A 25,087-nucleotide genomic window follows, 5' to 3' on the forward strand; every position below is an offset into this window, starting at 1 on the left:
GATCGGCTATTCGGATAGACAGTTTGATGCGTCCCCTGGATCCCGTGACATCGAAGCAGCGCATGGCGTACGGCTTTGCGTTCTTCGTGCTGTTCGTTGCCCTCTGGTCGTGGGCAACGCTCGGCGGCCAGGTGTCGAAGACCTTCCTCGCCAACCCGCTGACCATGGTGCAGGAAGGTTATGACCTGCTGGCCAAGCAGGGCTTCGTCTACGACATCGGCATGACGATCTGGCGCGTCGTCGGCGGCTTCGCTCTCGCCGCGATCATCGCGGTGCCGCTTGGCGTGCTCATGGGCGCCTACAAGCCGGTCGAAGCGTTCCTCGAACCGTTCGTCTCCTTTGCGCGCTACTTGCCTGCCTCCGCATTCATTCCGCTCCTGATCCTGTGGGCCGGCATCGGCGAGTTGCAGAAGCTGCTCGTCATCTTCATCGGCTCGGTGTTCCAGGTCATCCTGATGGTCGCCGTGACCGTCGGCGCGACGCGCCGTGACCTGGTCGAGGCGGCCTATACACTCGGGGCCAGCGACCGCGGCATCATCCGCCGCGTGCTGCTGCCTTCCTCCGCCCCTGAAATTGCGGAGATCCTGCGGCTGGTGCTGGGCTGGGCCTGGACCTACGTCATCGTCGCCGAGTTGATCGGCTCGTCCTCCGGCATCGGCCACATGATCACCGACAGTCAGGCGCTGCTCAACACCGGCCAGATCATCTTCGGCATCATCGTGATCGGATTGATTGGCTTGATCTCGGACTTCCTGTTCAAGGCGTTCAATGCCTGGCTGTTCCCATGGAAGCTCGCATGACGACGCTCAAGATCGAACAGGTTTCGCGCATCTTCCCGGCACGCCACGGCAACGCGCCGACGAAGGCGCTGGAGCCCACCGATCTCATCATAGGCAACAACGACTTCGTCACCATCCTCGGCCCCTCCGGCTGCGGCAAGTCCACGCTGCTGCGCATCGTTGCGGGCCTGGATCGCCCGACCAGCGGGCGCGTCACGCTCGATGGGCGCGAGGTGACCGGCCCCGGCGCGGATCGCGGCATGGTGTTCCAGTCCTACACGTTGTTCCCCTGGCTGACCGTGCGCGAGAACATCGCCTTCGGCCTGCGCGAGCGCGGCGTGCGCGAGGCGGAGCGCAAGCGGATCGCCGATGCCTTCATCCGCCAGGTCGGACTATCCGGCTTCGAGAACCACTGGCCGAAGCAACTCTCCGGCGGCATGCAGCAGCGCACCGCGATCGCCCGCGCGCTCGCCAACGACCCGAAAATCCTGTTGCTCGACGAGCCGTTCGGCGCGCTGGACAACCAGACCCGCGCCTTGATGCAGGAAATGCTGCTGGCGATCTGGGAGCGCGACCAGAAAACGGTGCTGTTCGTGACCCACGATATCGAGGAGGCGATCTTCCTCGGTAGCCGCGTCGTCGTCATGAGCGCGCGCCCGGGCCGGATCAAGGCCGAGATCCATGTGGACCTGCCGCATCCGCGCTCCTACAAGATCAAGACCACGCCGGAATTCGTCCAGCTCAAGGAGCGGCTGGTCGAGGAGATTCGCAGCGAGGCGCTGAAGGTTGCCGAACATGCCTGACACTCCGCCCTGCGCCGACGGGAAGCGCGTCCTCGCCGACCTCAACGCACTGCGCGCCATCGGCGCCTACAAGACCGGCGTGCACAAGCCGACCTTCTCCGAGGCGCACAAGTTTTCGCTGGACTGGCTGATCCGGAAGCTGCCCGACGCCGGCCTCTCCGCTGCCATCGACGGCATCGGCAACGTCTTGGGTACCAGCGCGAAGCCGGGACCGAAGCTGCTGGCGGGATCGCATCTGGAGAGCCAGAACTACGCCGGCTGGCTCGACGGTCCGCTCGGCGTCGTCTATGCGCTCGAGGCGGCACGCGTCCTGAACGCCGATCCCTCGTTCGAAGGCGCGGTCGAGGTTGCCGCCTGGTGCGATGAGGAAGGACATTTTGGGCATTTCCTCGGCTCACGCTCCTATGTCGGTCAGGTGACCGAGGCCGACATCGATGCTGCCCGCGACCGCACCAGCGGCCGCACCATGCGCGACGCACTCACCGACATGGGGCTCGCAGGACGTCCGCGCATCACCGCGCCGCCGGGACGACACGTCGGATATATCGAGGCACATATCGAACAGGGCGACACGCTCGAAAGCGGCGGCCTCGCGATCGGCGTCGTGACCTCCATCGTCGGCATCTGGCAATACCGGATCAACTTCGTCGGCGAGCAGAACCACGCCGGCACCACGCGCATGGCCGTGCGAAAGGATGCGGGGCTGGCGCTGGCCAAATTCTGCGTCGCGATCGACGAGCGTTTCCCTGATGCCTGCGGCCCGCGCACGGTGTGGACCACCGGTCGCATCACGCTCGATCCCGGTGCACCCAGCATCATTCCTGGCGGCGCGGAAATGCTGTTCCAGATCCGCGACGACGACCCGGCGGTCATCGCGCGGCTGGAGCGGTTGCTGCGGACCATGACGGACGAGGTCAATGCGAAGGGCCCCTGCACCGTCACGGTGGAGAAACTGCGCACCGGCGCGCCGGCCATGATGAACGCCGGCTTTCAGGATGCGATCGAAGCCGCAAGCAAGGCCCTGGCCGGCGGGCGGTCGGTTCGCATGCCCAGCGGCGCCGGGCACGATGCGCAGATGCTGGCAACGATCATGCCCGCGGGGATGCTGTTCGTACCGTCCATCGGCGGCATCAGCCACCACTGGACCGAGAACACCGCCGATGCCGACATCGTCACCGGCGCGCAAGTGTTCGTCGATGCCTGCCGCCGCATCCTCGGCGGCTAGACGAGATTCTGCCCGCGAAAGCGGAGAATCCACTACGCCACGGCCTCTCGATTGATCCACAACGGTCTCGGAGTACTGGATCGCCAGGTCAAGGCCGCGCGAAGACAGCGCGTGTGGTCGCACACACGCCTTCGCATCCTCGCGGCGCGTTTCGCCCGAGCTTTGCTTCGTCGCTCCACCCTCTCAAGCCAAGAGGGCGCAGGGAAGGCCGGGTGCTGACCTGGCACCCACGGTCCGCTGTGCGAAAGGCACACGCAGAAGAACTGCACAGCGGCATACAGGTGAAGCCCAACACACGGCCTTCCCTGCGCAGTGGTTTGACGGCTTATGCCGCGCTCTCCCGGGAGCCGAGTTCGTTCTGGCCTCCCTCGCCTTCGTGGAAGTCGCGGACACCGCGCCGGTTGGCGCCAATGCCGCATCCGCAAGAGCTTGACCGTAGCAACGACGGCCAGGACCACACGGTTTTGCCGTACGCGCGGCTCGCCTGCGCCACAGGGTTCGACGGCGTTGTGCACCTGGCCATCGACATGCTGGCGCGACGAACCTGACAGCGCCGTCCGTCTGCGCGAAGCTTAAGGGCTCACGGAGAGCAATCCGCCCTGCCCCTGACTTTTCGCGCCCGACGCTGCCGCGTCCACCGCAAGCCCGCTCCACGATCATCACGACACATGATCGCCCCTCTCGGATGAGCCGGGATGGCCGATACATACGTTATTTCCGAATTTCGGTAAAGGAGAATATTTTTCCGCTTAGGGCTTGACACACATGTGGAAACGGTCGGGTGTTTTGCCTGACGGACCCGCGCCGGCCTGGCTACGTCTGTTTACATCCATCCACATTTCACCAGCCGGGCGTCTAGTCCCGCCTCGCCCAGCCGATGCGCGGGGCCATGGGCACCTTCCCCTGCGCGCCGGCGCCAGCTTGCATTTTTCACAAGCTGCCTGCGACAATTCGTGCACCGTTCGGACATAATGGTGCGGCAATCCTGGGGCTTGTCGGCCGCCCGCCCATGCTCCCCCGGAGTTCCCATGCTTTCTGCCGACCGGCCGGCAACACGCCTTGCGACCCGGCTCGCCTTCCTCGTCGCGGGCTTTGGCATCGCGTGCTGGGCACCGCTGGTGCCGTTCGCGAAGACGCGCCTCGGCGTCGATGACGGCATGCTCGGATTGCTGCTGCTCAGCCTCGGCATCGGCTCGGTCCTCGCCATGCTTCTGACCGGCGTGCTGAGTGCGCGCTACGGCAGCAGACCGATCATCATCGCCGGCGGGCTCAGTCTCGCCCTGGTGCTGCCGCTGCTTGCGATCGCGAGCTCGCCCGCAGCGCTGGCGCTGGCGCTCTTTGCCTTCGGGGCCGCGCTCGGCTCGATCGACGTCGCCATGAACATCCATGCGGTGGAGGTGGAGCGCGCCGCGGCCCGTCCGCTGATGTCCGGCTTCCACGCGCTGTTCAGCATCGGCGGTTTCGCCGGCTCTGCGCTGATGACGGCACTGCTCTCGCTGCAATTCGGCGCGCTCACCTGCGCGCTGGTCTGCTCTATCCTGATGCTGATCGCGATGTTGGTGATGTGGCCGCGCCTGCTCCGCTCAGCGCAGGTGCAGGGGGGACCTCTGTTCGTGCTGCCGCACGGATCGGTGCTCCTGCTCGCGCTGCTTGGCGCCATCACTTTCCTGGTCGAAGGCGCGATGCTCGATTGGGGCGCTCTGCTCGTCATCGGCGCGGGTCTCGTCTCGGAGGCGCAAGGCGGCGCCGGCTATATGGTGTTCTCGATCGCGATGACCGTGGGGCGGCTCGGCGGCGACGCCGTCGTCGCACGCATCGGAGACCGCGCCACGCTGTTGTGGGGAAGCCTCATCGCCATCGCGGGCTTCGTGGTCCTGCTCACGGCTCCCGTGGCGGCGGTTGCCATAGCCGGCTTCCTGCTCATCGGCCTCGGCGCATCGAATCTGGTGCCCGTGCTGTTCCGCGGGGCGGCCAAGCAGAAAGCCATGCCCACGGGCCTCGCCGTCGCGGCGATCACGACTGCCGGCTATGCCGGCGTGCTCCTCGGTCCCGCCGGCGTGGGCTTCGTTGCTCGCGCCAGTGGGCTGCCAACGGCGTTCTGGCTGTTGGCCGCGCTGATGGGTCTCGTCACGCTGTCGGCAGGCATCGTCACGAAAGAGCAGCACCGGACAGCGCGCGCCCGGGCGTGAGCGGCCGATGCTGGACGAGCGGTCACGGATTACGCTCGCGCTCCATCCGGGCTTCGACGAATACCCTACACCGGATCGAACGCCCGGATCGGTGGCAGATTGCCCGTGAACTTTTCCACCTCGACCGCTGTCAACTGTCCCGTGCAACCCTGCGCCAGGGACGAGGTGCCGATGTCGCGGGTGAGCACGTTCGGATTGCCGTGCACGCAGAGCGGCGCGTCGTCCTCGGGATCCATCGGGTCATACCACGCGCCGGTCGGCAGTTGCACCACGCCGGGCGCGATGCCGTCGGTGACGTGGACTGCGGCAAGGCAGGCGCCGCGGTCGTTGAACAGGCGGATGATATCGCCATCCCTGATGCCGCGCGCTTCAGCGTCACGCGGATTCATGCGCGCGACCTCGCGGCCGCGATGTTTAGCGGCCAGCGAATGTCCGCCGAAATCGAGCTGGCTATGCAGGCGCGTCACCGGCTGGTTGGCGACGAGGAAGCACGGCGCATTGGGCTTCGGTGTGTCGGTCTTCTCCAGCCAGACCGGATGACCAGGACAATCCGCATCACCATGGCCTGCGATCTTCGCCGAGAAGATCTCGATGCGGCCGCTCGGCGTCGGCAACGCGTGACCTGTGGGATCCTCACGGAAGCGGCGCAGCCTGCCGCCGTCATCGGGCTGCTGCGGCACGATCAGGCTGCCGCGTTGCCAAAATTCATCGAAGCTCGGCGCCTCCAGGCCACGCTTGGCCAGCGAGGCGCGGGTCGGCTCATACAGATGCTCGAGCCACTGCCGCGAGCTGCGGCCTTCAGTGAAAGGTTCGCGCGCACCGAGACGCTCGGCGAGATCGGCGAAGATCTCGTAGTCGTCGCGCGAAAGGCCAAACGGCTCGGCGATGCGGTGCATAGCGACCATGAGGGGATCGTTGGTGGAATAGCCGATGTCCTCGCGCTCAAGCGTCATGGTTGCGGGCAGCACGATGTCGGCATGCCGGGCCGTCGCGGTCCAGCCGAGCTCGTGCACGACCAGCGTGTCCACTTGCGCAAACGCCTTGCGCAGACGGTTGATGTCCTGGTGGTGATGGAAGGGATTGCCGCCTGCCCAGTAGACGAGGCGGACGTCCGGATAGGTGCGCGTCTCGCCATTGTAGCGGTAGGTAGCGCCCGGGTGGAGCAGCATGTCTGCGATGCGCGCGACCGGAATGAAATCGGCAACGCCGTTGCGGCCCTGCCCCAGCGTCGGCCCCGGCACGTCGTTGACGCGGCGGCCGTAATAGCCGATCGCACCTAACGAATAGGCATAGCCACCGCCGGACAAACCGATCTGGCCGAGCGCTGCCGCCAGCACCAGCCCCATCCACACTGGCTGCTCGCCATGTTCGGCGCGCTGCAGCGAATGCGATACGGTGATGAGTGCGCGCTTTCCGGCGAGCCGGCGCGCCAGCGCACGGATATGGTCGGCGTCGACGCCGCAGATCGGGGCGGCCCATTCGGCGTGCTTCGCTTGCCCATCGCTTTCGCCGGTGAGATAGCGCAGGAAGATCGGCCACCCCTCCGTATAGCGATCGAGGAAGGCCTGATCGTGCAAGCCTTCGCTCACCAGCGTGTGGACGATGCCGAGCATCAGCGCGGTGTCGGTGCCGGGCACGCAGCTCAGCCATTCGGCGCCGGCTTCGACCGGAAGGTCGTCGCGCAGCGGGCTGACCAGGACGAACTCGCAGCCGCGCCGGCGCGCCGCTGCCATGGCGCCGCGCTCGACATGCTTGCTGATCGAGCCGCCGGCGACCATAGAATTCTTCAGCGCCATGCCGCCGAAGGCCAGCACGATCTCGGTGTCAGCCGCGATCTGCTCCCAGGTGACGTTGCGCTTGGTGATATCCTCGTATCCCGCCAGGATCTGCGGCAGCAGCACCGAGGACGCGCCGGAAGAATAGGTGTTGACCGAACGCACATAGCCGCCCAACGCGATGTTGAGGAAGCGATGCACCTGGCTCTGGGCGTGATGAAAGCGGCCCGCGCTCGACCAACCATAGGAGCCGCCGAACACGGCGCCCGGACCGTGCGTGTCGCGGACGCGCGCCAGCTCGTCGCCGAGCAGATCGAGCGCCTTCTCCCAGCTCACGGTAACAAATTCGTCGCGGCCGCGGCGATCGTCCGGGCCGGGACCGCGCTCGAGCCAGCCGCGGCGGATCGCCGGCCGGGCGATGCGGGCCTGATGGCGCAGTGCGCCCGGGAAATTGTCGATGATACCGTTCGGATCGGGATCCCCCGCATAGGCCCTCACCTCGAGTCCGGCCTTGCCTTGGCGCGCGGAAAACACGCCCCAATGCGAAGTATGCGGCTTGAAGCCGTCGGACAGGTCGAGGCCGGGGTCGGGGAAGCCAATCGTGTCGTCCATTAGATCGTCCTTGTTCCGATACGTGGTGGCAGTATAGCGATCCGCATCCCGATGTCATCGAGATCCGGGCTGATGCAAACGCCGGGCTCCCGTGTGTGAAAAGCAAGGCGTCGAGCGGAGCACGAGCGCGGTACGGGGCTCGTGTTGGTCGTGGACATGTGCGATATGCGTCCCTCCCCTCAAGCCACAACGGTCTCATCATGATCAAGCGCGTCTCGCCTTACGAAGGTCTGCTGCACGAAGTGGTCGAGCACAATGGCGTGCTTTACATCGATGGAATCGTTCCCGAGGACACGAGCCTCGATATGTCGGGCCAGGCAAACGACGTCCTCCGGCAACTGGCGCAGCTGCTGAAGACCCTCGGATCCGATCTGGCCAACATCTTGCAGGTGACCATTTACATGACCGACCTGAAGGAGAAGGCCGAGTTCAATGCGGCCTGGAAGGCGCACTTTGCAGAAGCTCATCTGCCGGCGCGCGCCGCAATTGGCGTCGCCGATCTCGGCCCGGGCGTCAAGCTCGAGATGACCGCCATCGCTGCGCGGCAATAGTGGTGCAGGCCGATCCGCTGTGCGGATTCGCGTCGCGGCCTGCGTGGCGGTCGCAAAGCGCCGCTTCCCTCAGGGGATTCTGCGCTCGAAGGATACTGATGTAGATCTCTTGCATTAGAATGGCTGCGGGCGTTGGGACCTGTGTTGTTTGACTGGGATGATCTCAAGTACCTGACGGCGATGGCCTGTCGCGGCCAGCACGCTCGCGCCCGCAGAATTTCATAACGGCTGCAATACGCTCCCTGCATCACATCTCCCAAGGCTCGGAGCGTTCTTTGGCTTCATGGCGCCGGCGGGCCGCTAACGCCGCCGTGGCTAGGACCTCCGGCTCCAGCGTTTCGCCCGAACGGCGTGAAAGCGCGCGTTCGTCTGCGGCTTGATGAACAGGGCCGCGACGCTCGGATGATGCTTGCGGATTTCACTCTCGAGCGAGATCACGCATTGCTCGATATCGTCGGCGCGCTTCTCGTCGGCGAACTCGACGCTGAGGGCGGCGACGATCTCGTCGGGGGATAGTTGTACTGTCAGGAGCCCGTTGGCTTGTAGCACACCCGGCGAGCGCCGCGCGATCTCGAGGATCGATCGCGCAAGCTCAGGGTGCGCCGGCTCGCCGATCAATAGACTCTTGCTCTCGCGGGCGAGCCCGACGGACGTGATCCCCAGGAGAATCCCGATCAGGATCGAGCCGACGCCGTCCCACACCGGCTGCGCCAGCGATACCGCCGCCGCCGTTGCCGCGGCCGCAATGACGATGCCGACCAGCGCCGCACTGTCCTCGAGCAGCACCATGAAGGCGGGCGGGTCCTTGCTGCGGACAAAGGCCTGATAGTAGCCAAACCGCGCCGCGTCCGAGCGGAAACGGCGCAGTGCGACCAGCCACGAGGCGCCCTCGAACAGGAACGACAGCCCGAGCACGATGAAACTGACGATGGGATCCTCGATCGGATCAGGCGCGACGACATGCACGACGCCCTGATAGAGCGAGACGCCCGAACCGAGCGCAAAGATCAGCAGGGCGACGATGAAGCTCCAGAAATACAATTCGCGCCCATAGCCGAGCGGATGGGATTCGTCCGCTGGACGGCTGGCGCGACGGTAGCCGTAGAGCAGCAGGACCTCATTGGAGGTATCGACCACGGAGTGCACGGCCTCGCTGGTCATCGCCGAGCTTCCCGTCCATATGGCGGCGCCGATCTTGGTGACCGCGACGAGCAAATTGCCGGCAAGCGCGGCATAGACGGCGGTCTTCGATGATGATGCAGCGGCCATGTTCACCAACGCCAGTCCTCCTCTGCAGTCGTCGGCCCCGCCGGTTACGCAAAGGTCAGCGCTTTCGCCGGCACAGCGGAGGGAACCAGACGCCGTTTACGGCGAGCCGCGAGAGTTGGTGCACTCACGCGCTACGATTTTGCCGTGCCCGGCTCGGCCATCTTCCGATGCTGCTTGGCCAGCATCTCGTTCGGCGTGATGTCGGCGACCGTCGTCTGGATCTTGTTCTTCAACCCGGTGACGATATCGGCCTCACCCCGCAGCATTGCATCGAAGCCGGCCTTGGCTACGTCGTAGGCGCCATCCTTCTGCTCGGTGCCGACCTTGGTGTCCATCATTTCGGCCCGGCGGAAGAATTCGGTGTCGGTGGCGCCAGGCATCAGGCAAGTGACGGTGACGCCGCTATCGCGCAGCTCTTCGCGCAGAGCGAAGGAGAACGAGTCGAGAAAAGCCTTGGAGGCGTTGTACACCGCCTGGAAGCTGCCGGGCGTGAAGCCGGCGACCGAGCCCGTGATGAGAATGCGCCCGGAGTTGCGGCGCAGCATCGCATTGCCGACCCGGTGGATCAGGTCAAGCGTGCCGGTGATGTTGGTGTCGACGACGCGCCTGATGCGCTGGAAATCCTGATCGAGGAAGGCCCGGCCGAGGCCGATGCCGGCATTCGCCAGCAGCGCGTCGACCGGCCGGTCGGCAATCGCGGCGCAGAGCTTATCGATACCTTCAGTGGTGGCGAGATCGGTCTCGACCGGCTCCACGCTACCGCCGAGCCTACGCAGGTCGACGGCCACCCGCTCGATCGCGGGCTCGTCCGCGGCGATGACGAGATTGAAACCTGCCTGGGCGCAGCACCTGGCGAGTTCCAGGCCAATACCGGTTGAGGCGCCGGTGACGACGGCGAGTTGATTGGCGGGCATAGGGCATATCCTTGCGGATTGGGATGATGACGCCCAATCGCCCGACCGGCCACCCTGTTCCAATTTCCGCCCCCGGCTCGTGCAGTGCGAGGAATTTGCGCGTCGCATAGCAACCATCGTTCATTCCTGGACTTAGATGCCACGTGATTGATGGCGGAGGACGGAGATGAAGGCGCTGGTATGGCATGGCAAGGAGGACATCCGGTGCGACAGCGTCACCGACCCGGAGATCCAGGACCCGCGGGACGCCATCATCAAGGTCACGAGTTGCGCCATCTGTGGTTCGGACCTGCACCTCTTCCACAATTTCATCCCAGGCATGCTGCCCGGTGACATCATGGGCCATGAGACCATGGGTGAAGTGGTCGAGGTCGGCTCCGGCGTCGACGGCAAGCTGAAGAAAGGCGACCGCATCGTCGTGCCGTTCACCATCATTTGCGGCGAATGCGACCAGTGCAAGCGCGGCAATTTCTCCGTCTGCGAGACCACCAACCGCAAGCGTCATCTGGCCGAGAAGGTGTTCGGTCATTCCTGCGCCGGCCTGTTCGGCTACACGCATCTGACCGGCGGCTATCCCGGCGGGCAGGCGGAGTATCTGCGTGTGCCCTATGCCGATGCCACGCACATCAAAGTTCCCGCCGGCATCCCCGACGAGCAGCTGTTGTTCCTCAGCGACATCTTCCCGACCGGCTGGCAGGCCGCGGTGCAGTGCGACATCGAGCCGACCGACACTGTCGCGATCTGGGGCTGCGGCCCGGTCGGGCAGATGGCGATCCGCAGCGCCATCCTGCTCGGCGCCAACCAGGTGATTGCGATCGATTGCCTGCCCGAGCGGCTCAGCATGGCGGAAGCCGGCGGCGCCACCACGATCAATTTCGAGACCGAGAGCGTGGTTGAACGGCTGAACGAACTCACCGACGGCAAGGGACCGGAGAAGTGCATCGATTGCGCCGGCATGGAGGCGCATGTGATGGCCTCGCAACCGGACACGCTGCTCGACCGCGCCAAGCAGATGGTGATGCTGGAGAGCGACCGGCCCCACGTGTTGCGCGAGATGATCTATGTCTGCCGTCCCGGCGGCATCATCTCGGTCGCGGGCGTCTATAGCGGCTTCTCTGACAAGATGCCGATGGGCGCATTCATGAACAAGGGGCTGACGATGCGGACCGGCCAGACCCACGTCAACCGCTGGACCGACGACCTGCTCCGCCGCATCGAGGAAGGCGAGATCGATCCGTCCTTCGTCATCACCCATACCGTGCCGCTCAGCCAAGGGCCCGAGATGTACCAGGTGTTTCGCGACAAGCGGGACTCCTGCGTCAAGGTCGTGCTGAAGCCCTGAGGAAGTCCGCCATGTTTCACTTCTCCAACATCGTCCGCACCAAGGGTGATCCGAAAATCCTCGAGGGCGGGCCGAGCCTGAAGCGACCCGAAGACCAGCTCGCCCGCGCGCTCGGCTGGTTCAGTATCGGTCTCGGCGCCGTGGAATTCCTTGCGCCAAGGCGCATCACCGCGACGCTGGGCATGGAAGGCCATGAGACGCTGGTCCGCGCTTTCGGCGTGCGGGAGATCCTTGCCGGGATCATGTCACTGTCCGTGGACAAGAACGCCGGCCTCTGGGCCCGCGTCGGCGGCGACGGCCTCGATGCCGCCGCGCTGCTCTCCGGACTGACATCCGACAATCCCAAAAAAGGCAATATCGCGCTGGCGCTCCTGATGGTCGGGGGCATCGCCATGCTCGACTATCGCGCCGCGCAGGACACCAGGCCGCGGCGGCCGCCGCGCGAAGCGAGGCGCAAGCTCTATCCGAACCGCAGCGGCTTCCCCAAGGGGCTGGAAAACGCCAGAAGCGGCGCGAAGCAGATCGCTGCGCCCCCCATGCCCGAGCGATCCTGAGCTCGCGCGAGAGACACACTGTCAAACTGTCACGAGGTGAATCGAGGCAATGACCGAATCCCGTGACGAACGCGCGTGGTGGCAATCCGCAGTCGTCTATGAAATCGCGCCGATCTCGTTCCAGGATTCCAATGGCGACGGCAAAGGCGACCTCGCCGGCTTGATGTCGCGGCTCGACTACCTGAAATGGCTCGGCGTCGATGCGGTGTGGCTCACGCCGATCTACCGCAGTCCTTTTCGCGACCTCGGCTATGATATCTCCGATTATTGTTCAATCGACCCGAGTTTCGGCACGCTCGACGCGTTCGATCGCCTCCTCAGTGCCCTGCACGCGGAAGGCATCCGGATCATTCTCGACCTCGTCCCCAATCACACCGCCGACGACCACGCCTGGTTCGTCGAGAGCAGCAGTTCGCGCCACAGCGCGAAATCCGATTGGTACATCTGGGCCGATCCGGCCGAGAATGGCGGGCCGCCGAACAATTGGCTCAGTCGTTTCGGCGGCAGCGCCTGGGAATGGTGTGAGGCGCGGCGGCAGTATTATTACCATTCCTTCCTGGTCGAGCAGCCCGACCTGAACTGGCGCAATCCGGACGTGAGAGCAGCGATTGCCGACGTCATGCGCTTCTGGCTCGACCGCGGCGTCGACGGCTTTCGCGTCGATGCCAGCGCCGTGCTGATCAAGGACGATCTCTTGCGCGACAATCCACCGAACCCGAAAGCCAAGGACAAGCCGCCGCCGCAACGCCATACGCCCGTATTTACCGACGACCGGCCGGAGACGATGTCGTGCATCGAATTCATCCGGGAGGTGATCGATGCCTATCCGGACCGGGTGTTGTGCGGCGAAGTTCAGGGCAAGACCGACCGGATCGGGCACTTCTACGGCAACGATCGACCTCGCCTGCACCTGCCGCTGAATTTTGCGCTGCTGGACTCGCAATGGGACGCGCTGTCGCTCCAGGCGACCATCGACGCCTATCTCAACGCCATCCCCAAGGGCGCTTGGCCGGTGTGGGTGATCGGCGGGCATGACAAGCAGCGGATCGCCAGCAAGATCGGTGCGGCGCAGATGCGCGTGCTCGCGATGCTCTTGATGACCCTGCGTGGAACGCCATTCTTCTTCATGGGCGACGAGATCGGCCGCAAGCGCGTTCCCATTCCGGCCGATTGCGTTCACGATCCCTTTGAGAAGCTCGTGCCGGGCTATGGACTTTGCCGCGACCCCGAGCGCGCGCCGATGCGCTGGGATGACGGCGAGAGCGGCGGATTCACCACCGGCAGCCCGTGGCTGCCGCTGGGGCCTGGCGATGCGCCAAACGTGGCGCAACAGAGACGGGACGAGCGCTCCATCCTGGCGCTGTTTCGCGCGCTGATCGCGCTACGGCGCGAGCATGCCTGTCTGCGCGAAGGCAGCCAGGCGCCGCTGCGCTCGCAAAACGACGTGCTCGCCTTCAAACGCCTGGCGGGCCCAAGCGAAGTGCTGGTCGCGCTCAACATGGCCGCCGAGCCGCGAAGATGGCACTGGCAGGGCCGCGGGCGCCTGCTGATGTCGACCGACCTGGACCGGCCGCGCGAACCATTGCCGGATGCATCGATCCTGCTTCGGGGCAATGAAGGCGTGATCATCGAACTCGCGCGGCGATGATCGGAGGAACCATCGGCGCGCCGAGGAGTCTGATCAACGCCTCCGGCATCTTCCCCCATGCTGCCGGACGCATTTTGGACGAAACCGCTAGCCCCGGCGCTCATTCCCCCCTTTGGGGGCCGGGGCGGCGGCGTGAGCTTGGAGGCTGCAATGGGCAAGGTGAAGGGTCTTAAGCAGCGGATCGCCGGCAAGGCGAAACAGGCTGTCGGCGAGATCGTCGGGGATCAGGAGCTCCATGAGGACGGCAAGGCCGAGGCGGAGCGCGGCCGCGACGAACAGGACAAACCGAGCGAGCTCAATCCGCTGAAGAAGCTCCATCAGCTGACGTGAACGCGCCATCTGAGCCGGCGCTTTCCGTCAGCAGGAGGCGACGTCGCTCGCGCTGGACCGCGGCCATCGCGCTCGGCCTCATCAGCAGCACCTTCTCGACCATCGTCAGCCAGCTCTTCGCCGCGCGGATCGGCCGCGATGCAGCGGTCGACTGGATGATTGTCGCCACCATTCCGGCGCGCGACTGGGCGATCAGCGCCGATCCCTCATGGAGTGCGGTCGCCACCGGCATCGCGTTCCATCAATGGGCGGACTTTTCCTGGGCGGTCGTCTTCTTCGGCGTGCTGGGACGCTGGACGGCGGACTTGCGGCCGCTGACGATCCTGCTGCTCGCGCTGCCCTGGGCGGTGTTTTCCTCAGGCATGGAATGGTTCGTGCTGGTACCGCTTTTTCCGTTCTGGCAACCCCTGTTCACACTGCAGCAGCCCTACTGGATCGGGCTTCTCGTGCACGGCTCGTCGGCCGTGATGTATCCCCTGTTCGCGCGGCTGCGCTGGGCCCACGGCAATACGCCCGCCCGCGATCTGCGCTTCACCAATGCCTGGATCACCGGCGCCCTGATCGTGATCGCCCTGCTCGGGACGATCGCTTTTTTCGGCCGCCATGGCTACGAGCTGCCGTGGATGGGACGCGACAGGGATGTCGACCAGGCCTATATCCGGCACATGACCACACACCACGCGCAAGGCATCGAGCTTGCGCGGATCGCAGCCGAGCGCGCGCAAGACCCGCATTTGCAGAAGCTCGCCATGCTGATGATCGCAAGCCAGGCCGGCGAGAAAACAATCTTCGAGAACTGGTGGCTGAGCTGGTTCGACACGGAGATGCCGGACTGCACCGCGCAGGAGCGCTCCGCCATGCCGGGCTTTCTGACGCCGGCCGAGATGCGTCAGGTCAGGATCGCCGCGCCGGAGGCGTTCGCCCGCCTGTTTGTCGAGATGATGACGTTGCATCATCGGGGTGCGGTGAAGATGGCGGACCAGATGTGGCACAGCCGTGGCGATCCGCGCCTGCGCATCATGGCTCATGCCCTCCGCCATGAGCAGCAAGGTGAGATCGCGCTGATGCAAGGCGTGAGCGGCGTCGCCGCGGTGGCGACGGCCTTTCGCAACATGTTCGGCGACAACGTCAATTGAGCGCGAGCAAGCTTGGCTCGCATCGATGCGGCAGGCCAGGAAGTCTCTTTGCGGCAAGACCGTCTTCAAGACTCATCAGACGCACTCGTGGGAGTGCGCTGCTCGATCCAGAAAAAGCCGAGTCGCTCGCCCCGGCTTCACGCCACCTTCAGCGCGGCCCCGCTGTCAGCGTCGAGAAATCCCGTAAGCCTGCCCCTGATCAGTCGCTCGGCATCCGCCATGATGCGGTCGACCAGCTCCTTCACGGTTGGAATGTCGCGGATGAGCCCCACGACCATGCCGCAGCTCCAGGCGCCCGCGTCCATATCGCCCTCGATCATCACCTTGGGATAGACGCCCGCCACCTGATCATGGATGTCGTCGATCTTGAGGCTCTTGCCTTTCTCCCGCTCGACCCCGAGCAGCTGCTCGACGCCCTTGTTGTTCAGGACCCGCTCGGTGTTGCGGAGCGCCCGCATGACCAGCCTTGTATCGAGCTCCGACGCCCGGACCAAGGCATTCTTGACGTTCTCGTGCACCGGCGCCTCCTTGGTGGCGATGAAGCGCGTGCCCATGTTCATGCCGGCGGCGCCCATTGCCAGCGCCGCAACCAGGCTGCGCGCGTCCGCCATACCGCCGGAGGCAACAAACGGGATGTTCAGTTCCTCGGCCGCACGCGGCAACAGGATCATGTTGGGCATGTCGTCTTCGCCCGGATGGCCGCCGCATTCGAAGCCATCGACGCTGACGGCGTCGCAGCCGATCTGCTCGGCCTTCAACGAATGCCGGACCGAGGTGCATTTATGGATCACCTTGATGTCGCCCGCGTTCAAGGCCGGCATGTACTGTTCGGGGCTGCGTCCGGCGGTTTCGACGATCTTGACGCCGCCTTCCCTGATCGCAGCGATGTATTCCGGATAGGGCGGCGCGCTGAAGGTGGGCAGGAAAGTCAGGTTCACCCCGAATGGCTTATCCGTCATGTCGCGGCAGCGCGCGATCTCCTTGGCCAGCAGTTCCGGCGTTCGCTGCGTCAGACCGGTGATGATTCCGAGCCCGCCGGCATTCGACACCGCAGCGGCGAGCTCGGCGAAGCCGACATAGTGCATCCCACCCTGGATGATCGGATGTTCGATGCCGAACAGTTCAGTGATCGCTGTCTTCACGAATGACCTCCCCGCGTTTCCGCTCAGTGAATGATTTCGAACAGTCCCGCCGCGCCCATGCCGCCGCCGATGCACATGGTCACCACGCCGTACTTCGCCTTGCGCCGCCGGCCCTCGAGAAGGAGGTGGCCGGTAAGCCGCGCTCCGGTCATGCCGTAGGGATGACCGATCGCGATCGATCCGCCGTTGACGTTGAGCTTGTCCGGGTCGATGCCGAGCTTGTCGCGGCAATAAATCACCTGCACCGCGTAGGCCTCGTTCAGCTCCCAAAGATCGATGTCGTCGATCTTGAGGTCATGCCGCTTGAGCAAGCGCGGGATCGCGACGACAGGGCCGACGCCCATCTCGTCGGGTTCGACGCCAGCGGCGACGAAGCCGCGGAAGATGCCGAGCGGCTTGAGGCCCTTCCTGGCCGCGATCCTGTCGCTCATGATAACGCAGGCCGAAGCACCGTCCGAAAGCTGGCTGGCGTTGCCCGCGCTGATCGTCTTGCCTTCGAACACCGGCTTGATCCTGGACAGGCCCTCGGCCGTGGTCTCGGGGCGTGGGCCTTCGTCCTTTGTCAGCGTCACCTCCTCGTAGGTGACCTCCTTGGTGTCCTTGTCGACAAGCGCCATCCTGGTCGTGAATGGCACGATCTCGTCGTTGAAGCGGCCGGCCTGCAAAGCAGCGCCGACGCGCCGTTGGCATTCGAGACTGTATTCATCCTGCTTGTCGCGGCCGATCTTGTAGCGCTCGGCGACGATCTCGGCGGTCTCGAGCATCGACATGTACATTTCGGGTTTCATCGCCATCAGCTCATCGTCGACGGCGTGGAACTTGTTCATGTGCTCGTTCTGCACGAGACTGATCGACTCGATGCCGCCGCCGATCGCAACTTCGACGCCATCGAGCATGACCGACCGCGCTGCAACTGCGATGGCCTGCAGCCCCGACGCACATTGGCGGTCGATGGTGGTGCCGGCGACGGTGACCGGCAGGCCAGCGCGGATCGCGCCCTTCCGGGCGACGTTCATCACCATGGTGCCTTGCTGCATCGCGCAGCCCATCACCACGTCCTCGACTTCGCCGGGCGCAATGCCGGCGCGCTTCACTGCTTCGGCCATCACATGCCCGGCCATGGTGGGGCCGTCCGTGTTGTTGAGCGCGCCGCGATAGGCTTTGCCGACGGCGGTCCGAGCCGTGGAAACGATGACTGCTTCAGTCGTCATGCTGGCCTCTCTGTTTACGCGGCTGTGTCCAGCTGCGCGTAGCGCAGCACGTGGAACGCGGGATCGCCGAACTGGATGTTGATGGAGGAGATTCGCTTGAAATAATGTCCGACGTTGAGCTCGTCGGTCATTCCCATGCCGCCATGAAGCTGTACCGCCTGCTCGGCGACGTACTTGCCGGCATAGCCGATCTTCGACTTGGCGCCCGAGGCGAGCCGCGAGAGTCCCACATCGCCCGCGGCGAGGCTGAGGTTGAGATGTTGCATCAGGGAGAGCGCCTCCTGATGCGCGATGAACATGTCGACCATGCGATGCTGCAGCACCTGGAAGGAGCCGATGGTGGCGCCGAACTGCTTGCGGGTCTTGGAATATTCCAGTGTGGCGGAATTCAGTTCGCCAATCGCACCGACGCCTTCCGCGCAGAGCGCGCCGATCGCGCGATCGCGGCAGGCCTCCAGCGCGGCAACGCCCTCGCCTTCCGGTCCGAGCAATTGCGCACGAGCCTCGCGCAGGCTGATCTCGGCGGCGCGGCGACCGTCGATGGTCTTGAAGCTCTGAAGATCGACGCCGGCGGCGCGGCGATCGACCACCAACAGGCTGACGCCGCCACGGTCACGGTCATCGCCGGAGGTCCGGGCCGAGACGATCAGATCGTCGGCCCACGGCGCGGCGATCACCATGGTCTTCGCGCCGCTCAGGATGTAGTCATTGCCCTCGCGCCGCGCTCTCGTCGTGACATTGCCAAGATCGAAGTGCGATTCCTTCTCCGTCCAGGCCAGAGCCCAGGCCTTTGTGCCGTCGATAATGCCGGGGATGAAGGCTTGCTTCTGCTCCGGCGTGCCAATCTGCTCGATCAGGCCGCCGGCCAGCACCACCGTTTCGACGAAAGGCTCGATGACGAGGTGCCGGCCGAACTCATGCATGATGATCATGGTCGACAAAGGACCACCGCCGAGACCGCCGACCTCCTCGGAGAACGGCGCCGCCAGCAACCCGAGCTCCGCGAAGGCCTCCCAATGCTTCCGGCTGAAGCCTTGCTCGCTCGCCACGATCTTGCGGCGCGTGTCGAAATCGTATTGATCGCGCAGCAAACGCTGGACGCTGGATCGCAGCATGTCCTGCTCTTCCGTGAACTGGATGTCCATCCGATCCTCCCGATGCGCCGCGTCTAAAGACCGAGCACTGCTTTGGCGATGATGTTTCGCTGGATCTCGTTCGATCCGCCGTAGATGCTGAGCTTGCGCGCGTTCAGATATTTCTCCGACGCGGTATGAGCGTACTCCGGGCCCGGCATGAAGTGGTTGGCGCTGACCGGATGCTCGCGGATCGCAAGGCCGTAATTGCCAATCGCGCGATGAGTGAGTTCGGTGATGCTCTGGAATATCTCGGTGCCGCGGATCTTGAACAGCGACGCCGCCGGCCCCGGGTCGATGCCCCGCGCCATCTGGCCGACGACGCGCAGTTCGGTCGCCTCCAGAGCCAGGACATCGAGCTCGATGCGGGCGATGTCCCGCAGAAACTCGAGATGTGCCGGATCGTGCGCTGGTATCTCGGCCTTCACGATCTGCTTCAGCTTCCCGATGTAGCGGGTCGACCGGCCGATGCCCGCCATGCTGGTCCGCTCATTGCCGAGCAGGAACTTGGCGTAAGTCCAGCCTTTGTTCTCCTCGCCGACCAGGTTCTCCACCGGCACGCGGACGTTCTCGAGGAAGACGTCGTTGACCTCGTGGCTGCCGTCGATCGTGATGATCGGCCGCACGGTGACGCCGGGCGACTTCATGTCGATCAGCAGGAAGGAGATGCCGGATTGCGGCTTCGCGTTCGGGTCGGTCCGCACCAGGCAGAAAATCCAGTCGGCGTGCTGCGCCAGCGTGGTCCAGGTCTTGTGGCCGTTGACGATGTAGTGATCGCCGTCGCGCACCGCCTTGGTCCTGACGGTTGCAAGGTCCGAGCCGGAGCCCGGCTCCGAATAGCCCTGGCACCACCAATCGTCGCCGGAGAGAATCCGCGGCAGGAAGCGCTTCTTCTGCGCCTCGTTGCCGAACGTGTAGATCACCGGCCCGACCATGGTCACGCTGAACGCGAGCGGCGGCAGCGTTCCGGCCCGGGAGGTCTCCTGCTCGAAGATGAAGCGTTGCCTGATCGACCAGCCCGGACCGCCATACTCCTTGGGCCATAACGGCGCGATCCAGCCCTTATTGTAGAGAATGCGATGCCAGAGCAGCGACTGCTCCTTGGTCAAATCGGTCTCAGGATTCGGAACGCGCATTTCCGCCGGATAATTCTCTGCGATGAAGGCGCGCACCTCATCGCGAAAGGCAGCATCCTCGCTGGAAAGGTTGAGCTCCATCGCAGCTGTCTCCGCTACCACTTCTCACCGAAGGGGCGGATCTCCAGCTCGAAGGTCCAGGCGCTGCGCGGCTGCTGATACAGCAGCCAATAGGATTCCGCGACCGACGACGGCGGCATCAAGAGATCGGGATTGTCGAGGGCGTCCGGACCGAGCGCCTCGACCCGCCGCTGCCGCACCCATTCGGTGTCGACCCCGGAGTCGATGATGAGATGCGCAACGTGAATGTTCTTCGGCCCCAGTTCGCGCGCCGCGGCCTGGGCAACGGCCCGCAGACCGAACTTGGCACTGGCGAAGGCGGCATAGCCGATGCCGCCGCGCAGGCTCGCCGTGGCACCGGTAAAGAAGATGTTGCCCTTGCCGCGAGGCAGCATCAGCCGCGCGGCTTCGCGGCCGGCGAGAAAGCCGGAATAGCAGGCCATCTCCCAGACCTTGCGGAAGACGCGCTCGGTCGTTTCCAGGATGGGGAACTTGACGTTGGCCCCGATGTTGAAAATGCAGACCTCGAGCGGCGCATGCTTGTCGGCGTCTCCCAGGAAGGAAATGATCTCCTCCTCCTTGCGCGCGTCGAGCGAACGCGCGTGGATTTCGCCGCCCGCCGCCTCTATCTCCTTGACGAGCGGATCAAGCTTGGCGCCGTTGCGGCGCCCGGCAAACACTGTGAAGCCCTCCGAGGCAAACTTCTTTGCGATCTCGCTGCCGATATAGTCGCCGGCACCAATCACGGCCACGGTTGCGTTTCTCTTCTGCAAGGGTCGTCTCCCGGATTAGGTTAGATCTGTTGAAGCTGCTCTGCCGGTGCCGGAGCATCCAGCATGATGCGCTGTCCGCGCACCGTGATCACCCGGTCGCCGGCGATATCGACCGCGCCTAAAAAACCGCGCCACTGCCAACCTCCCGAACCATGGGCCCGGTTCTTTTCGAGACCTATTCGAATTGGAGTTAACGTTCTTTTTTAGAACTCGTCAATTGCTAAATTGCCGTCTGGCGATTTCGCGCCGGAACGGCAGAGTAGCTGTCGCTTTGCGTTGGACTGACAGAACGTCGTTTACAACGTTACTGCGAACGGCTACTTGTAAGTATCAAATAAGAACTTATAGGGAGAAGCGATCATGATTGAGGGTCCCGGCGTGGCGATCCTGGTGGGCGCGGGCGATGCGATCGGTGCCGCCGTCGCCCGGCGCTTTGCCAAAGGCGGCTACACAGTCTGCATCTGTCGGCGTGACGCAACCAAATCCCAAGGGCTCGTGGACGAACTGACGGCTGACGGCCATCGCATCCATGCCTTCAGCGTCGATGCGCGGCAGGAAACCGAGGTCCAGAAGCTCTTTTCCGACATCGAAGAGAAGATCGGAGCCATCGAGGTCTGCCTTTTCAATGCCGGATCGAACGTCAACAAGCCTCTCGTGGAGACCTCCGAAAAGCTGTTTTTCAAGGCCTGGGAGCTGGCCTGCTACGCCGGATTTCTCGTCGGGCGCGAGGCCGCGCGCGTCATGCTGCCGCGCGGGCGCGGCACCATTTTCTTTACCGGTGCGACGGCCAGCATTCGCGGCGGCCAGGGGTTTGCCGCGTTTTCGTCCGCGAAGTTCGGACTTCGCGCGGTGGCCCAGGCCATGGCGCGCGAGCTTGGGCCGAAGAACATCCACGTCGTCCATCTCATCATCGACGCCGGCGTCGACAGCGAAGCCATCCACCAGCGCATGAAAGCGGCGAAGGGGATCGAGGCGAGCGAGATCCCGCCGGACAGCCTGACAAAGACCTCCTCTATCGCAGAAGCCTATTGGTTCACGCACCAGCAGAGCCGCGACGGCTGGACCCATGAACTCGATCTTCGCCCGTCGGTGGAGAAGTGGTGATGAGTACGATACCCGACCTCACCCTGTGGGGTGCCGGAACAAGCCGCACCATTCGTGCACATTGGGCAATGCACGAACTTGGCTTGTCCTACAAGGTCAAGCCGATCGGACCACGGACAGGCGAAACCAAGACCGCTGAATACACCCGGCTCAATCCCCGCCAGAAGATTCCGCTGTTGCAGGATGGTGACTTCTGCATCGGTGAAAGCGCCGCGATCGTCGCGTACCTGTCGCGCATGTATTCCACGCCGGAGGGCTCGCTGATTCCGGAAGCCACCCGCGACTATGCCGCGTGGCTCGAATGGTGCTTCTTTGTCGTGGCCGAGCTCGATTCGACGAGCCTCTATGTCATGCGCCGCCACCGGGCGGATGCGCTCGGACACATCTATGGCGTCGCCCCCGAGGTCGTCGCCCAAGCCGGCCAATATTTCCGACAACAATTGCGGCATGTGGAGGTCGCGCTGATGGACGGGCGCCAGTTCCTGATGGGGGACCAGTTCACCAGCGCCGACCTCCTGCTCGCGACGTGCCTCGATTGGGCCATCGCTTATGGGGTCGACATTTGCGACAATGCGCACCCATACCTTGAGCGCATTCACGGGCGGGACGCGTATTGCAGAGCCCAGGCGGCGAATGTTCCCGTGGCGCCAATTACGCCGGTATCGGCAACCGTTTGAGAGCAATCCCCGGTGCGCGCTTCCGTCTATACGGCCGCGCGCACGCTGCGCTCGGCGATCATCTTGTCGATGGCACGGTCGTCGTAGCCCAGATCGCGCAGTACCTCGCGCGAATGCTCGCCGACCCGGGGGGCCGGCCCGCCGATCGCGGCCTGGTTGACCTCGAAGCGGGCTGCCGGCCTCGGCTGGCGCACCCGGCCGACCTTCGGCTGATCGAATTCGGCGATGATGCCGCGGGCGAGGACCTGTTCGTTGTGGATGATCTCGGCCCGACGCAGGATCGGCGCGCAAGGCACATCCGCTGCGTCGAGGCGTTCCAGCCATTCGGCTGTCGTATTTTGGCTGATGTATTCCGCCATCTTGTTGATCCGCGCGGTGGCATTGACCGAGCGCGCCGCTGGCGTCGCAAAGCGGGGATCCGTGGCGAGCTCGGGGTCGCCGGAGGCACGGCAAAAGCCCTGCCATTCGGAATCGGAGATGGTGCCGGCGGTGATGTAGCCGTCGCTGGTCTTGAACACCAGGTCCGGCCGATCATTCGGATCGGCGGCGATTGCCTCGGCGCCGAGCACCGTGTACTGCATCATGCCTTCCGGCCAGAGGTAGGAGATCATCGCATCAAGCATCGCCACTTGGATGTGGTCGCCCTGCCCCGTCTTCTCACGGGCATAGAGCGCAGCCGCCACGGCTTGCGCGGTGAACACCGCGGTGGTCTTGTCGCAGACGATGGTGCGGATCATCTGCGGGCGGTTCGTGACGGGCTGCGACTGGATGTCGGCGAAGCCGGACAAGCCCTGAATGATGGGATCATAGACCCGTTTCTTCACGTAGGGGCCGCTATCACCGACGCCGCTGATCGACACGTAGATCAGGCGCGGATGGCGCTGGCGCAATTCCTCGACCCCCAGACCAAGGCGTTCCATGGTACCTGGTCGGAAATTCTGCACCAGGATATCGGACTGCGCGATCAGCTTGGCGAGCACCTCGCGCCCGGACGCGCTCTTGACGTCGATCGACAGCGAACGCTTGCCGCGGTTTGACGAGATGAACAGTGCGGAGAACTCGCCCTCCTTGTCGATGGTGGCACGGCTGCGGCGGGTGATGTCGCCGCCGATTGGCTCGATCTTCAGCACGTCGGCGCCCTGGTCCGCCAGAAACATGGTCGCGAACGGACCCGACACCACGCCGGTCAAATCGAGCACTCGAACGCCGTGAAGTGGGCCGGGCATGGGCATTCTCCCTGAATTTGCGTTTGCTTTGGGTCCGAGTGGCTTTCGCCACTCAACCTGGACAGTCGGCCCGTCAGGCCGTCTTGGAAACAGGTTGTCTGGTCTGCTCAAGGATCGACTCCTCGACATCGCGGATCTGGTCCTTGCCGAAGAACATCTCCTTGCCAACGAAGAATGTCGGTGAACCAAATGCACCGCGGCTGACGGCGTCATTGGTCAGATCGATCAGCCTCTTCTTGACGTCATCCTGCTGCGCGCGCGCAATCAGCCGGTCGATGTCGATCCCCGAGGACACGAACGCGCTCCGGAAGATTTCCGGATCATCCATCTTCTTGGGCTCTTCCCACATATGACGATAGGCGGCACGGAAGTAGGGCTCGAACATACCCTCGAGCTGGGCGGCGACGGCGCCACGCATCAGCATCAGCGTGTTGACCGGGAAGAATGGATTCTGACGAAACTTCGTGATGTTGTGGCGGCGGATGAACCGCTGGGTCTCCAACGCCTGGTATTCCGGCTTGTTTTTGATCCCGCGAAGCGAGTCGAACGGCGACATGTTGCCCGTCGCCTTGTAGATGCCGCCGAGCAGAACCGGGACATACGCGAACTTCACGCCGGTGCGCTGCTCGATGCCGGGAATGGCAACTTCCGCCAAATAGGCGTTCGGGCTGCCGAAATCGAACTGGAATTCAACCTTCAGGGTCATCTGGGCCTTCTCCCGGGAGCGAATGGCGGTCAGCGGCGATCCGCTCGCCAGCTCGAGGTTCGGCCAAGCATATAGTTCTGAAATAGAACTGTCAAACATACCTGCAATCTGCTGGTTTCGCCTATTAAGGAGGGGTATTGTTTGGAATTCAGTACCTATCTAGAATGCGAGGGCCGGCGGCCGGCCTCCGTGACGATTCGAGACGGCCCATGCCGGGACGATTGGAGTGGCTGAATGAAGTGGAAAGAGCTCGAGGAAGAGCCCTGTTCGATGGCCCGAACCATCGGCGTGATCGGCGATCGCTGGACTCTTCTGATCCTGCGCGAATGCTTCCTGCGCACGCGCCGCTTCGAGGGATTTCAATCGGCGCTCGGGATCACGCGGCACTTGCTCGCCGAACGCCTGAAGAAGCTGGTTCGGCAGGGCATCCTGCGCCGCATTCCCTACCAGGACTCCCCCAAGCGCCACGAATATATCCTGACCCAGAAGGGCCTCGACCTCTATCCGATCATGATGGCGATCGTGCATTGGGGCGATACCCACATGGTCGACGAGCGCGGCCGGCCCTTGCTGCACCAGCACCGCAAGTGCGGAAAGGACTTTGATCCGGTCATGGTGTGCTCTGAATGCGGCGAGCCGCTCTCGGCCAAGGAGGTCCATACTCACCCTGGGCCGGGTGCGCGCAGCACTCCGGCGACGGCGGTGCCGGAGGTCCGAAAGACAAAGGCGCGCTCGCGCGCCGCTTGAGGCCTGCGCATCGAGGCCTCGTGCCAGAGATGCCAATACGAGGAG

23 protein-coding genes are annotated in these 25,087 nt (G+C 64.3%); 13 read left to right on the plus strand and 10 right to left on the minus strand.

Annotation, left to right across the window (positions count from 1 at the left end):
* Nucleotides 1–26 precede the first annotated feature (26 nt).
* From IVA98_RS07245 to IVA98_RS07260, 4 genes are all read left to right on the plus strand, one after another.
* On the plus strand, nt 27–800 hold the full coding sequence (locus tag IVA98_RS07245; protein ID WP_247354615.1) for an ABC transporter permease: 774 nt from the start codon (nt 27–29) through the stop codon (nt 798–800).
* Nucleotides 797–1,582 (plus strand): ABC transporter ATP-binding protein, encoded by a 786-nt coding sequence (locus tag IVA98_RS07250; RefSeq protein WP_247302184.1) that lies wholly within the window; start codon nt 797–799, stop codon nt 1,580–1,582. Before IVA98_RS07245 ends, IVA98_RS07250 begins: the two co-directional genes overlap by 4 nt.
* Complete coding sequence (locus IVA98_RS07255; protein WP_247302186.1) at nt 1,575–2,807, plus strand: Zn-dependent hydrolase; 1,233 nt, start codon at nt 1,575–1,577, stop codon at nt 2,805–2,807. Before IVA98_RS07250 ends, IVA98_RS07255 begins: the two co-directional genes overlap by 8 nt.
* A gap of 1,028 nt (nt 2,808–3,835) precedes the next feature.
* Complete coding sequence (locus tag IVA98_RS07260) at nt 3,836–4,996, plus strand: MFS transporter (RefSeq protein WP_247302189.1); 1,161 nt, start codon at nt 3,836–3,838, stop codon at nt 4,994–4,996.
* 65 nt (nt 4,997–5,061) lie between these two features.
* Here IVA98_RS07260 and IVA98_RS07265 read toward each other — a convergent pair whose 3' ends face one another.
* Nucleotides 5,062–7,383: a molybdopterin guanine dinucleotide-containing S/N-oxide reductase gene (locus IVA98_RS07265; protein WP_247302192.1), complete on the minus strand. Its 2,322-nt coding sequence runs from the start codon at nt 7,381–7,383 to the stop codon at nt 5,062–5,064.
* Between the two features lie 200 nt (nt 7,384–7,583).
* Between IVA98_RS07265 and IVA98_RS07270 the strand changes: the two genes are divergently transcribed.
* Complete coding sequence (locus IVA98_RS07270; protein ID WP_247302196.1) at nt 7,584–7,934, plus strand: RidA family protein; 351 nt, start codon at nt 7,584–7,586, stop codon at nt 7,932–7,934.
* 315 nt (nt 7,935–8,249) lie between these two features.
* On the opposite strand, the gene IVA98_RS07275 is transcribed toward IVA98_RS07270, so the two are convergent.
* Nucleotides 8,250–9,203: a cation diffusion facilitator family transporter gene (locus tag IVA98_RS07275; RefSeq protein ID WP_247354579.1), complete on the minus strand. Its 954-nt coding sequence runs from the start codon at nt 9,201–9,203 to the stop codon at nt 8,250–8,252.
* Between the two features lie 131 nt (nt 9,204–9,334).
* The gene (locus tag IVA98_RS07280) at nt 9,335–10,117 is read right to left on the minus strand and encodes an SDR family NAD(P)-dependent oxidoreductase (protein ID WP_247354580.1); all 783 of its coding nucleotides are present in this window, start codon (nt 10,115–10,117) and stop codon (nt 9,335–9,337) included.
* A 166-nt stretch (nt 10,118–10,283) separates the two neighbouring features.
* On the opposite strand from IVA98_RS07280, the gene IVA98_RS07285 reads away from it, so the two are divergent.
* From IVA98_RS07285 to IVA98_RS37160, 5 genes are all read left to right on the plus strand, one after another.
* Nucleotides 10,284–11,459 (plus strand): zinc-dependent alcohol dehydrogenase, encoded by a 1,176-nt coding sequence (locus IVA98_RS07285; protein WP_247302202.1) that lies wholly within the window; start codon nt 10,284–10,286, stop codon nt 11,457–11,459.
* 11 nt (nt 11,460–11,470) lie between these two features.
* Entirely contained in the window at nt 11,471–12,013 is a 543-nt protein-coding gene (locus tag IVA98_RS07290; RefSeq protein ID WP_247302204.1) for a hypothetical protein, read from the plus strand.
* Between the two features lie 49 nt (nt 12,014–12,062).
* Complete coding sequence (locus IVA98_RS07295) at nt 12,063–13,661, plus strand: alpha-amylase family glycosyl hydrolase (RefSeq protein WP_247302207.1); 1,599 nt, start codon at nt 12,063–12,065, stop codon at nt 13,659–13,661.
* Nucleotides 13,662–13,811: 150 nt separating this feature from the next.
* Complete coding sequence (locus tag IVA98_RS07300; protein WP_247302210.1) at nt 13,812–13,991, plus strand: CsbD family protein; 180 nt, start codon at nt 13,812–13,814, stop codon at nt 13,989–13,991.
* Complete coding sequence (locus IVA98_RS37160; RefSeq protein WP_247302213.1) at nt 13,988–15,127, plus strand: DUF305 domain-containing protein; 1,140 nt, start codon at nt 13,988–13,990, stop codon at nt 15,125–15,127. The genes IVA98_RS07300 and IVA98_RS37160 overlap by 4 nt, the downstream gene beginning before the upstream one ends.
* Nucleotides 15,128–15,264: 137 nt before the next feature.
* Here IVA98_RS37160 and IVA98_RS07310 read toward each other — a convergent pair whose 3' ends face one another.
* From IVA98_RS07310 to IVA98_RS07330, 5 genes are read right to left on the minus strand one after another with little or no spacing between them, the layout of a single operon-like run.
* Nucleotides 15,265–16,269 carry an NAD(P)H-dependent flavin oxidoreductase gene (locus IVA98_RS07310; RefSeq protein ID WP_247302214.1) on the minus strand — a complete coding sequence of 335 codons (1,005 nt, stop codon included), beginning with the start codon at nt 16,267–16,269 and terminating at the stop codon, nt 15,265–15,267.
* Between the two features lie 23 nt (nt 16,270–16,292).
* Nucleotides 16,293–17,480 carry an acetyl-CoA C-acyltransferase gene (locus IVA98_RS07315; protein WP_247302216.1) on the minus strand — a complete coding sequence of 396 codons (1,188 nt, stop codon included), beginning with the start codon at nt 17,478–17,480 and terminating at the stop codon, nt 16,293–16,295.
* A 14-nt stretch (nt 17,481–17,494) separates the two neighbouring features.
* Nucleotides 17,495–18,625 (minus strand): acyl-CoA dehydrogenase family protein, encoded by a 1,131-nt coding sequence (locus IVA98_RS07320; RefSeq protein WP_247354581.1) that lies wholly within the window; start codon nt 18,623–18,625, stop codon nt 17,495–17,497.
* Between the two features lie 23 nt (nt 18,626–18,648).
* Nucleotides 18,649–19,830 carry an acyl-CoA dehydrogenase family protein gene (locus IVA98_RS07325; protein ID WP_247302219.1) on the minus strand — a complete coding sequence of 394 codons (1,182 nt, stop codon included), beginning with the start codon at nt 19,828–19,830 and terminating at the stop codon, nt 18,649–18,651.
* Nucleotides 19,831–19,844: 14 nt separating this feature from the next.
* A complete protein-coding gene (locus IVA98_RS07330) occupies nt 19,845–20,582 on the minus strand; it encodes an SDR family oxidoreductase (protein ID WP_247302222.1) in 738 nt (245 codons plus the stop codon).
* A 360-nt stretch (nt 20,583–20,942) separates the two neighbouring features.
* Here IVA98_RS07330 and IVA98_RS07335 point away from each other — a divergent pair, with 360 nt between their 5' ends.
* Nucleotides 20,943–21,686: an SDR family NAD(P)-dependent oxidoreductase gene (locus tag IVA98_RS07335; protein ID WP_247302224.1), complete on the plus strand. Its 744-nt coding sequence runs from the start codon at nt 20,943–20,945 to the stop codon at nt 21,684–21,686.
* Nucleotides 21,686–22,363 (plus strand): glutathione S-transferase family protein, encoded by a 678-nt coding sequence (locus IVA98_RS07340; protein ID WP_247337288.1) that lies wholly within the window; start codon nt 21,686–21,688, stop codon nt 22,361–22,363. The genes IVA98_RS07335 and IVA98_RS07340 overlap by 1 nt, the downstream gene beginning before the upstream one ends.
* A 26-nt stretch (nt 22,364–22,389) precedes the next feature.
* On the opposite strand, the gene IVA98_RS07345 is transcribed toward IVA98_RS07340, so the two are convergent.
* A complete protein-coding gene (locus IVA98_RS07345; protein ID WP_247302226.1) occupies nt 22,390–23,589 on the minus strand; it encodes a CaiB/BaiF CoA transferase family protein in 1,200 nt (399 codons plus the stop codon).
* A 73-nt stretch (nt 23,590–23,662) separates the two neighbouring features.
* A complete protein-coding gene (locus IVA98_RS07350) occupies nt 23,663–24,295 on the minus strand; it encodes a 2-hydroxychromene-2-carboxylate isomerase (protein ID WP_247302227.1) in 633 nt (210 codons plus the stop codon).
* Nucleotides 24,296–24,529: 234 nt separating this feature from the next.
* Here IVA98_RS07350 and IVA98_RS07355 point away from each other — a divergent pair, with 234 nt between their 5' ends.
* On the plus strand, nt 24,530–25,042 hold the full coding sequence (locus IVA98_RS07355) for a winged helix-turn-helix transcriptional regulator (protein WP_247302229.1): 513 nt from the start codon (nt 24,530–24,532) through the stop codon (nt 25,040–25,042).
* The last annotated feature ends 45 nt before the right edge of the window (nt 25,043–25,087 follow it).

Source organism: Bradyrhizobium sp. 160 (genome assembly GCF_023073735.1).
Classification (GTDB): Bacteria; Pseudomonadota; Alphaproteobacteria; order Rhizobiales; family Xanthobacteraceae; genus Bradyrhizobium.

Coding starts and splice junctions, on each gene's coding strand:
- IVA98_RS07245 (WP_247354615.1), top strand. CDS start 27: ATGCGTCCCCTGGATCCCGTGACATCGAAGCAGCGCATGGCGTACGGC.
- IVA98_RS07250 (WP_247302184.1), top strand. CDS start 797: ATGACGACGCTCAAGATCGAACAGGTTTCGCGCATCTTCCCGGCACGC.
- IVA98_RS07255 (WP_247302186.1), top strand. CDS start 1,575: ATGCCTGACACTCCGCCCTGCGCCGACGGGAAGCGCGTCCTCGCCGAC.
- IVA98_RS07260 (WP_247302189.1), top strand. CDS start 3,836: ATGCTTTCTGCCGACCGGCCGGCAACACGCCTTGCGACCCGGCTCGCC.
- IVA98_RS07265 (WP_247302192.1), bottom strand. CDS start 7,383: ATGGACGACACGATTGGCTTCCCCGACCCCGGCCTCGACCTGTCCGAC.
- IVA98_RS07270 (WP_247302196.1), top strand. CDS start 7,584: ATGATCAAGCGCGTCTCGCCTTACGAAGGTCTGCTGCACGAAGTGGTC.
- IVA98_RS07275 (WP_247354579.1), bottom strand. CDS start 9,203: ATGGCCGCTGCATCATCATCGAAGACCGCCGTCTATGCCGCGCTTGCC.
- IVA98_RS07280 (WP_247354580.1), bottom strand. CDS start 10,117: ATGCCCGCCAATCAACTCGCCGTCGTCACCGGCGCCTCAACCGGTATT.
- IVA98_RS07285 (WP_247302202.1), top strand. CDS start 10,284: ATGAAGGCGCTGGTATGGCATGGCAAGGAGGACATCCGGTGCGACAGC.
- IVA98_RS07290 (WP_247302204.1), top strand. CDS start 11,471: ATGTTTCACTTCTCCAACATCGTCCGCACCAAGGGTGATCCGAAAATC.
- IVA98_RS07295 (WP_247302207.1), top strand. CDS start 12,063: ATGACCGAATCCCGTGACGAACGCGCGTGGTGGCAATCCGCAGTCGTC.
- IVA98_RS07300 (WP_247302210.1), top strand. CDS start 13,812: ATGGGCAAGGTGAAGGGTCTTAAGCAGCGGATCGCCGGCAAGGCGAAA.
- IVA98_RS07315 (WP_247302216.1), bottom strand. CDS start 17,480: ATGACGACTGAAGCAGTCATCGTTTCCACGGCTCGGACCGCCGTCGGC.
- IVA98_RS07320 (WP_247354581.1), bottom strand. CDS start 18,625: ATGGACATCCAGTTCACGGAAGAGCAGGACATGCTGCGATCCAGCGTC.
- IVA98_RS07325 (WP_247302219.1), bottom strand. CDS start 19,830: ATGGAGCTCAACCTTTCCAGCGAGGATGCTGCCTTTCGCGATGAGGTG.
- IVA98_RS07335 (WP_247302224.1), top strand. CDS start 20,943: ATGATTGAGGGTCCCGGCGTGGCGATCCTGGTGGGCGCGGGCGATGCG.
- IVA98_RS07340 (WP_247337288.1), top strand. CDS start 21,686: ATGAGTACGATACCCGACCTCACCCTGTGGGGTGCCGGAACAAGCCGC.
- IVA98_RS07345 (WP_247302226.1), bottom strand. CDS start 23,589: ATGCCCGGCCCACTTCACGGCGTTCGAGTGCTCGATTTGACCGGCGTG.
- IVA98_RS07350 (WP_247302227.1), bottom strand. CDS start 24,295: ATGACCCTGAAGGTTGAATTCCAGTTCGATTTCGGCAGCCCGAACGCC.
- IVA98_RS07355 (WP_247302229.1), top strand. CDS start 24,530: ATGAAGTGGAAAGAGCTCGAGGAAGAGCCCTGTTCGATGGCCCGAACC.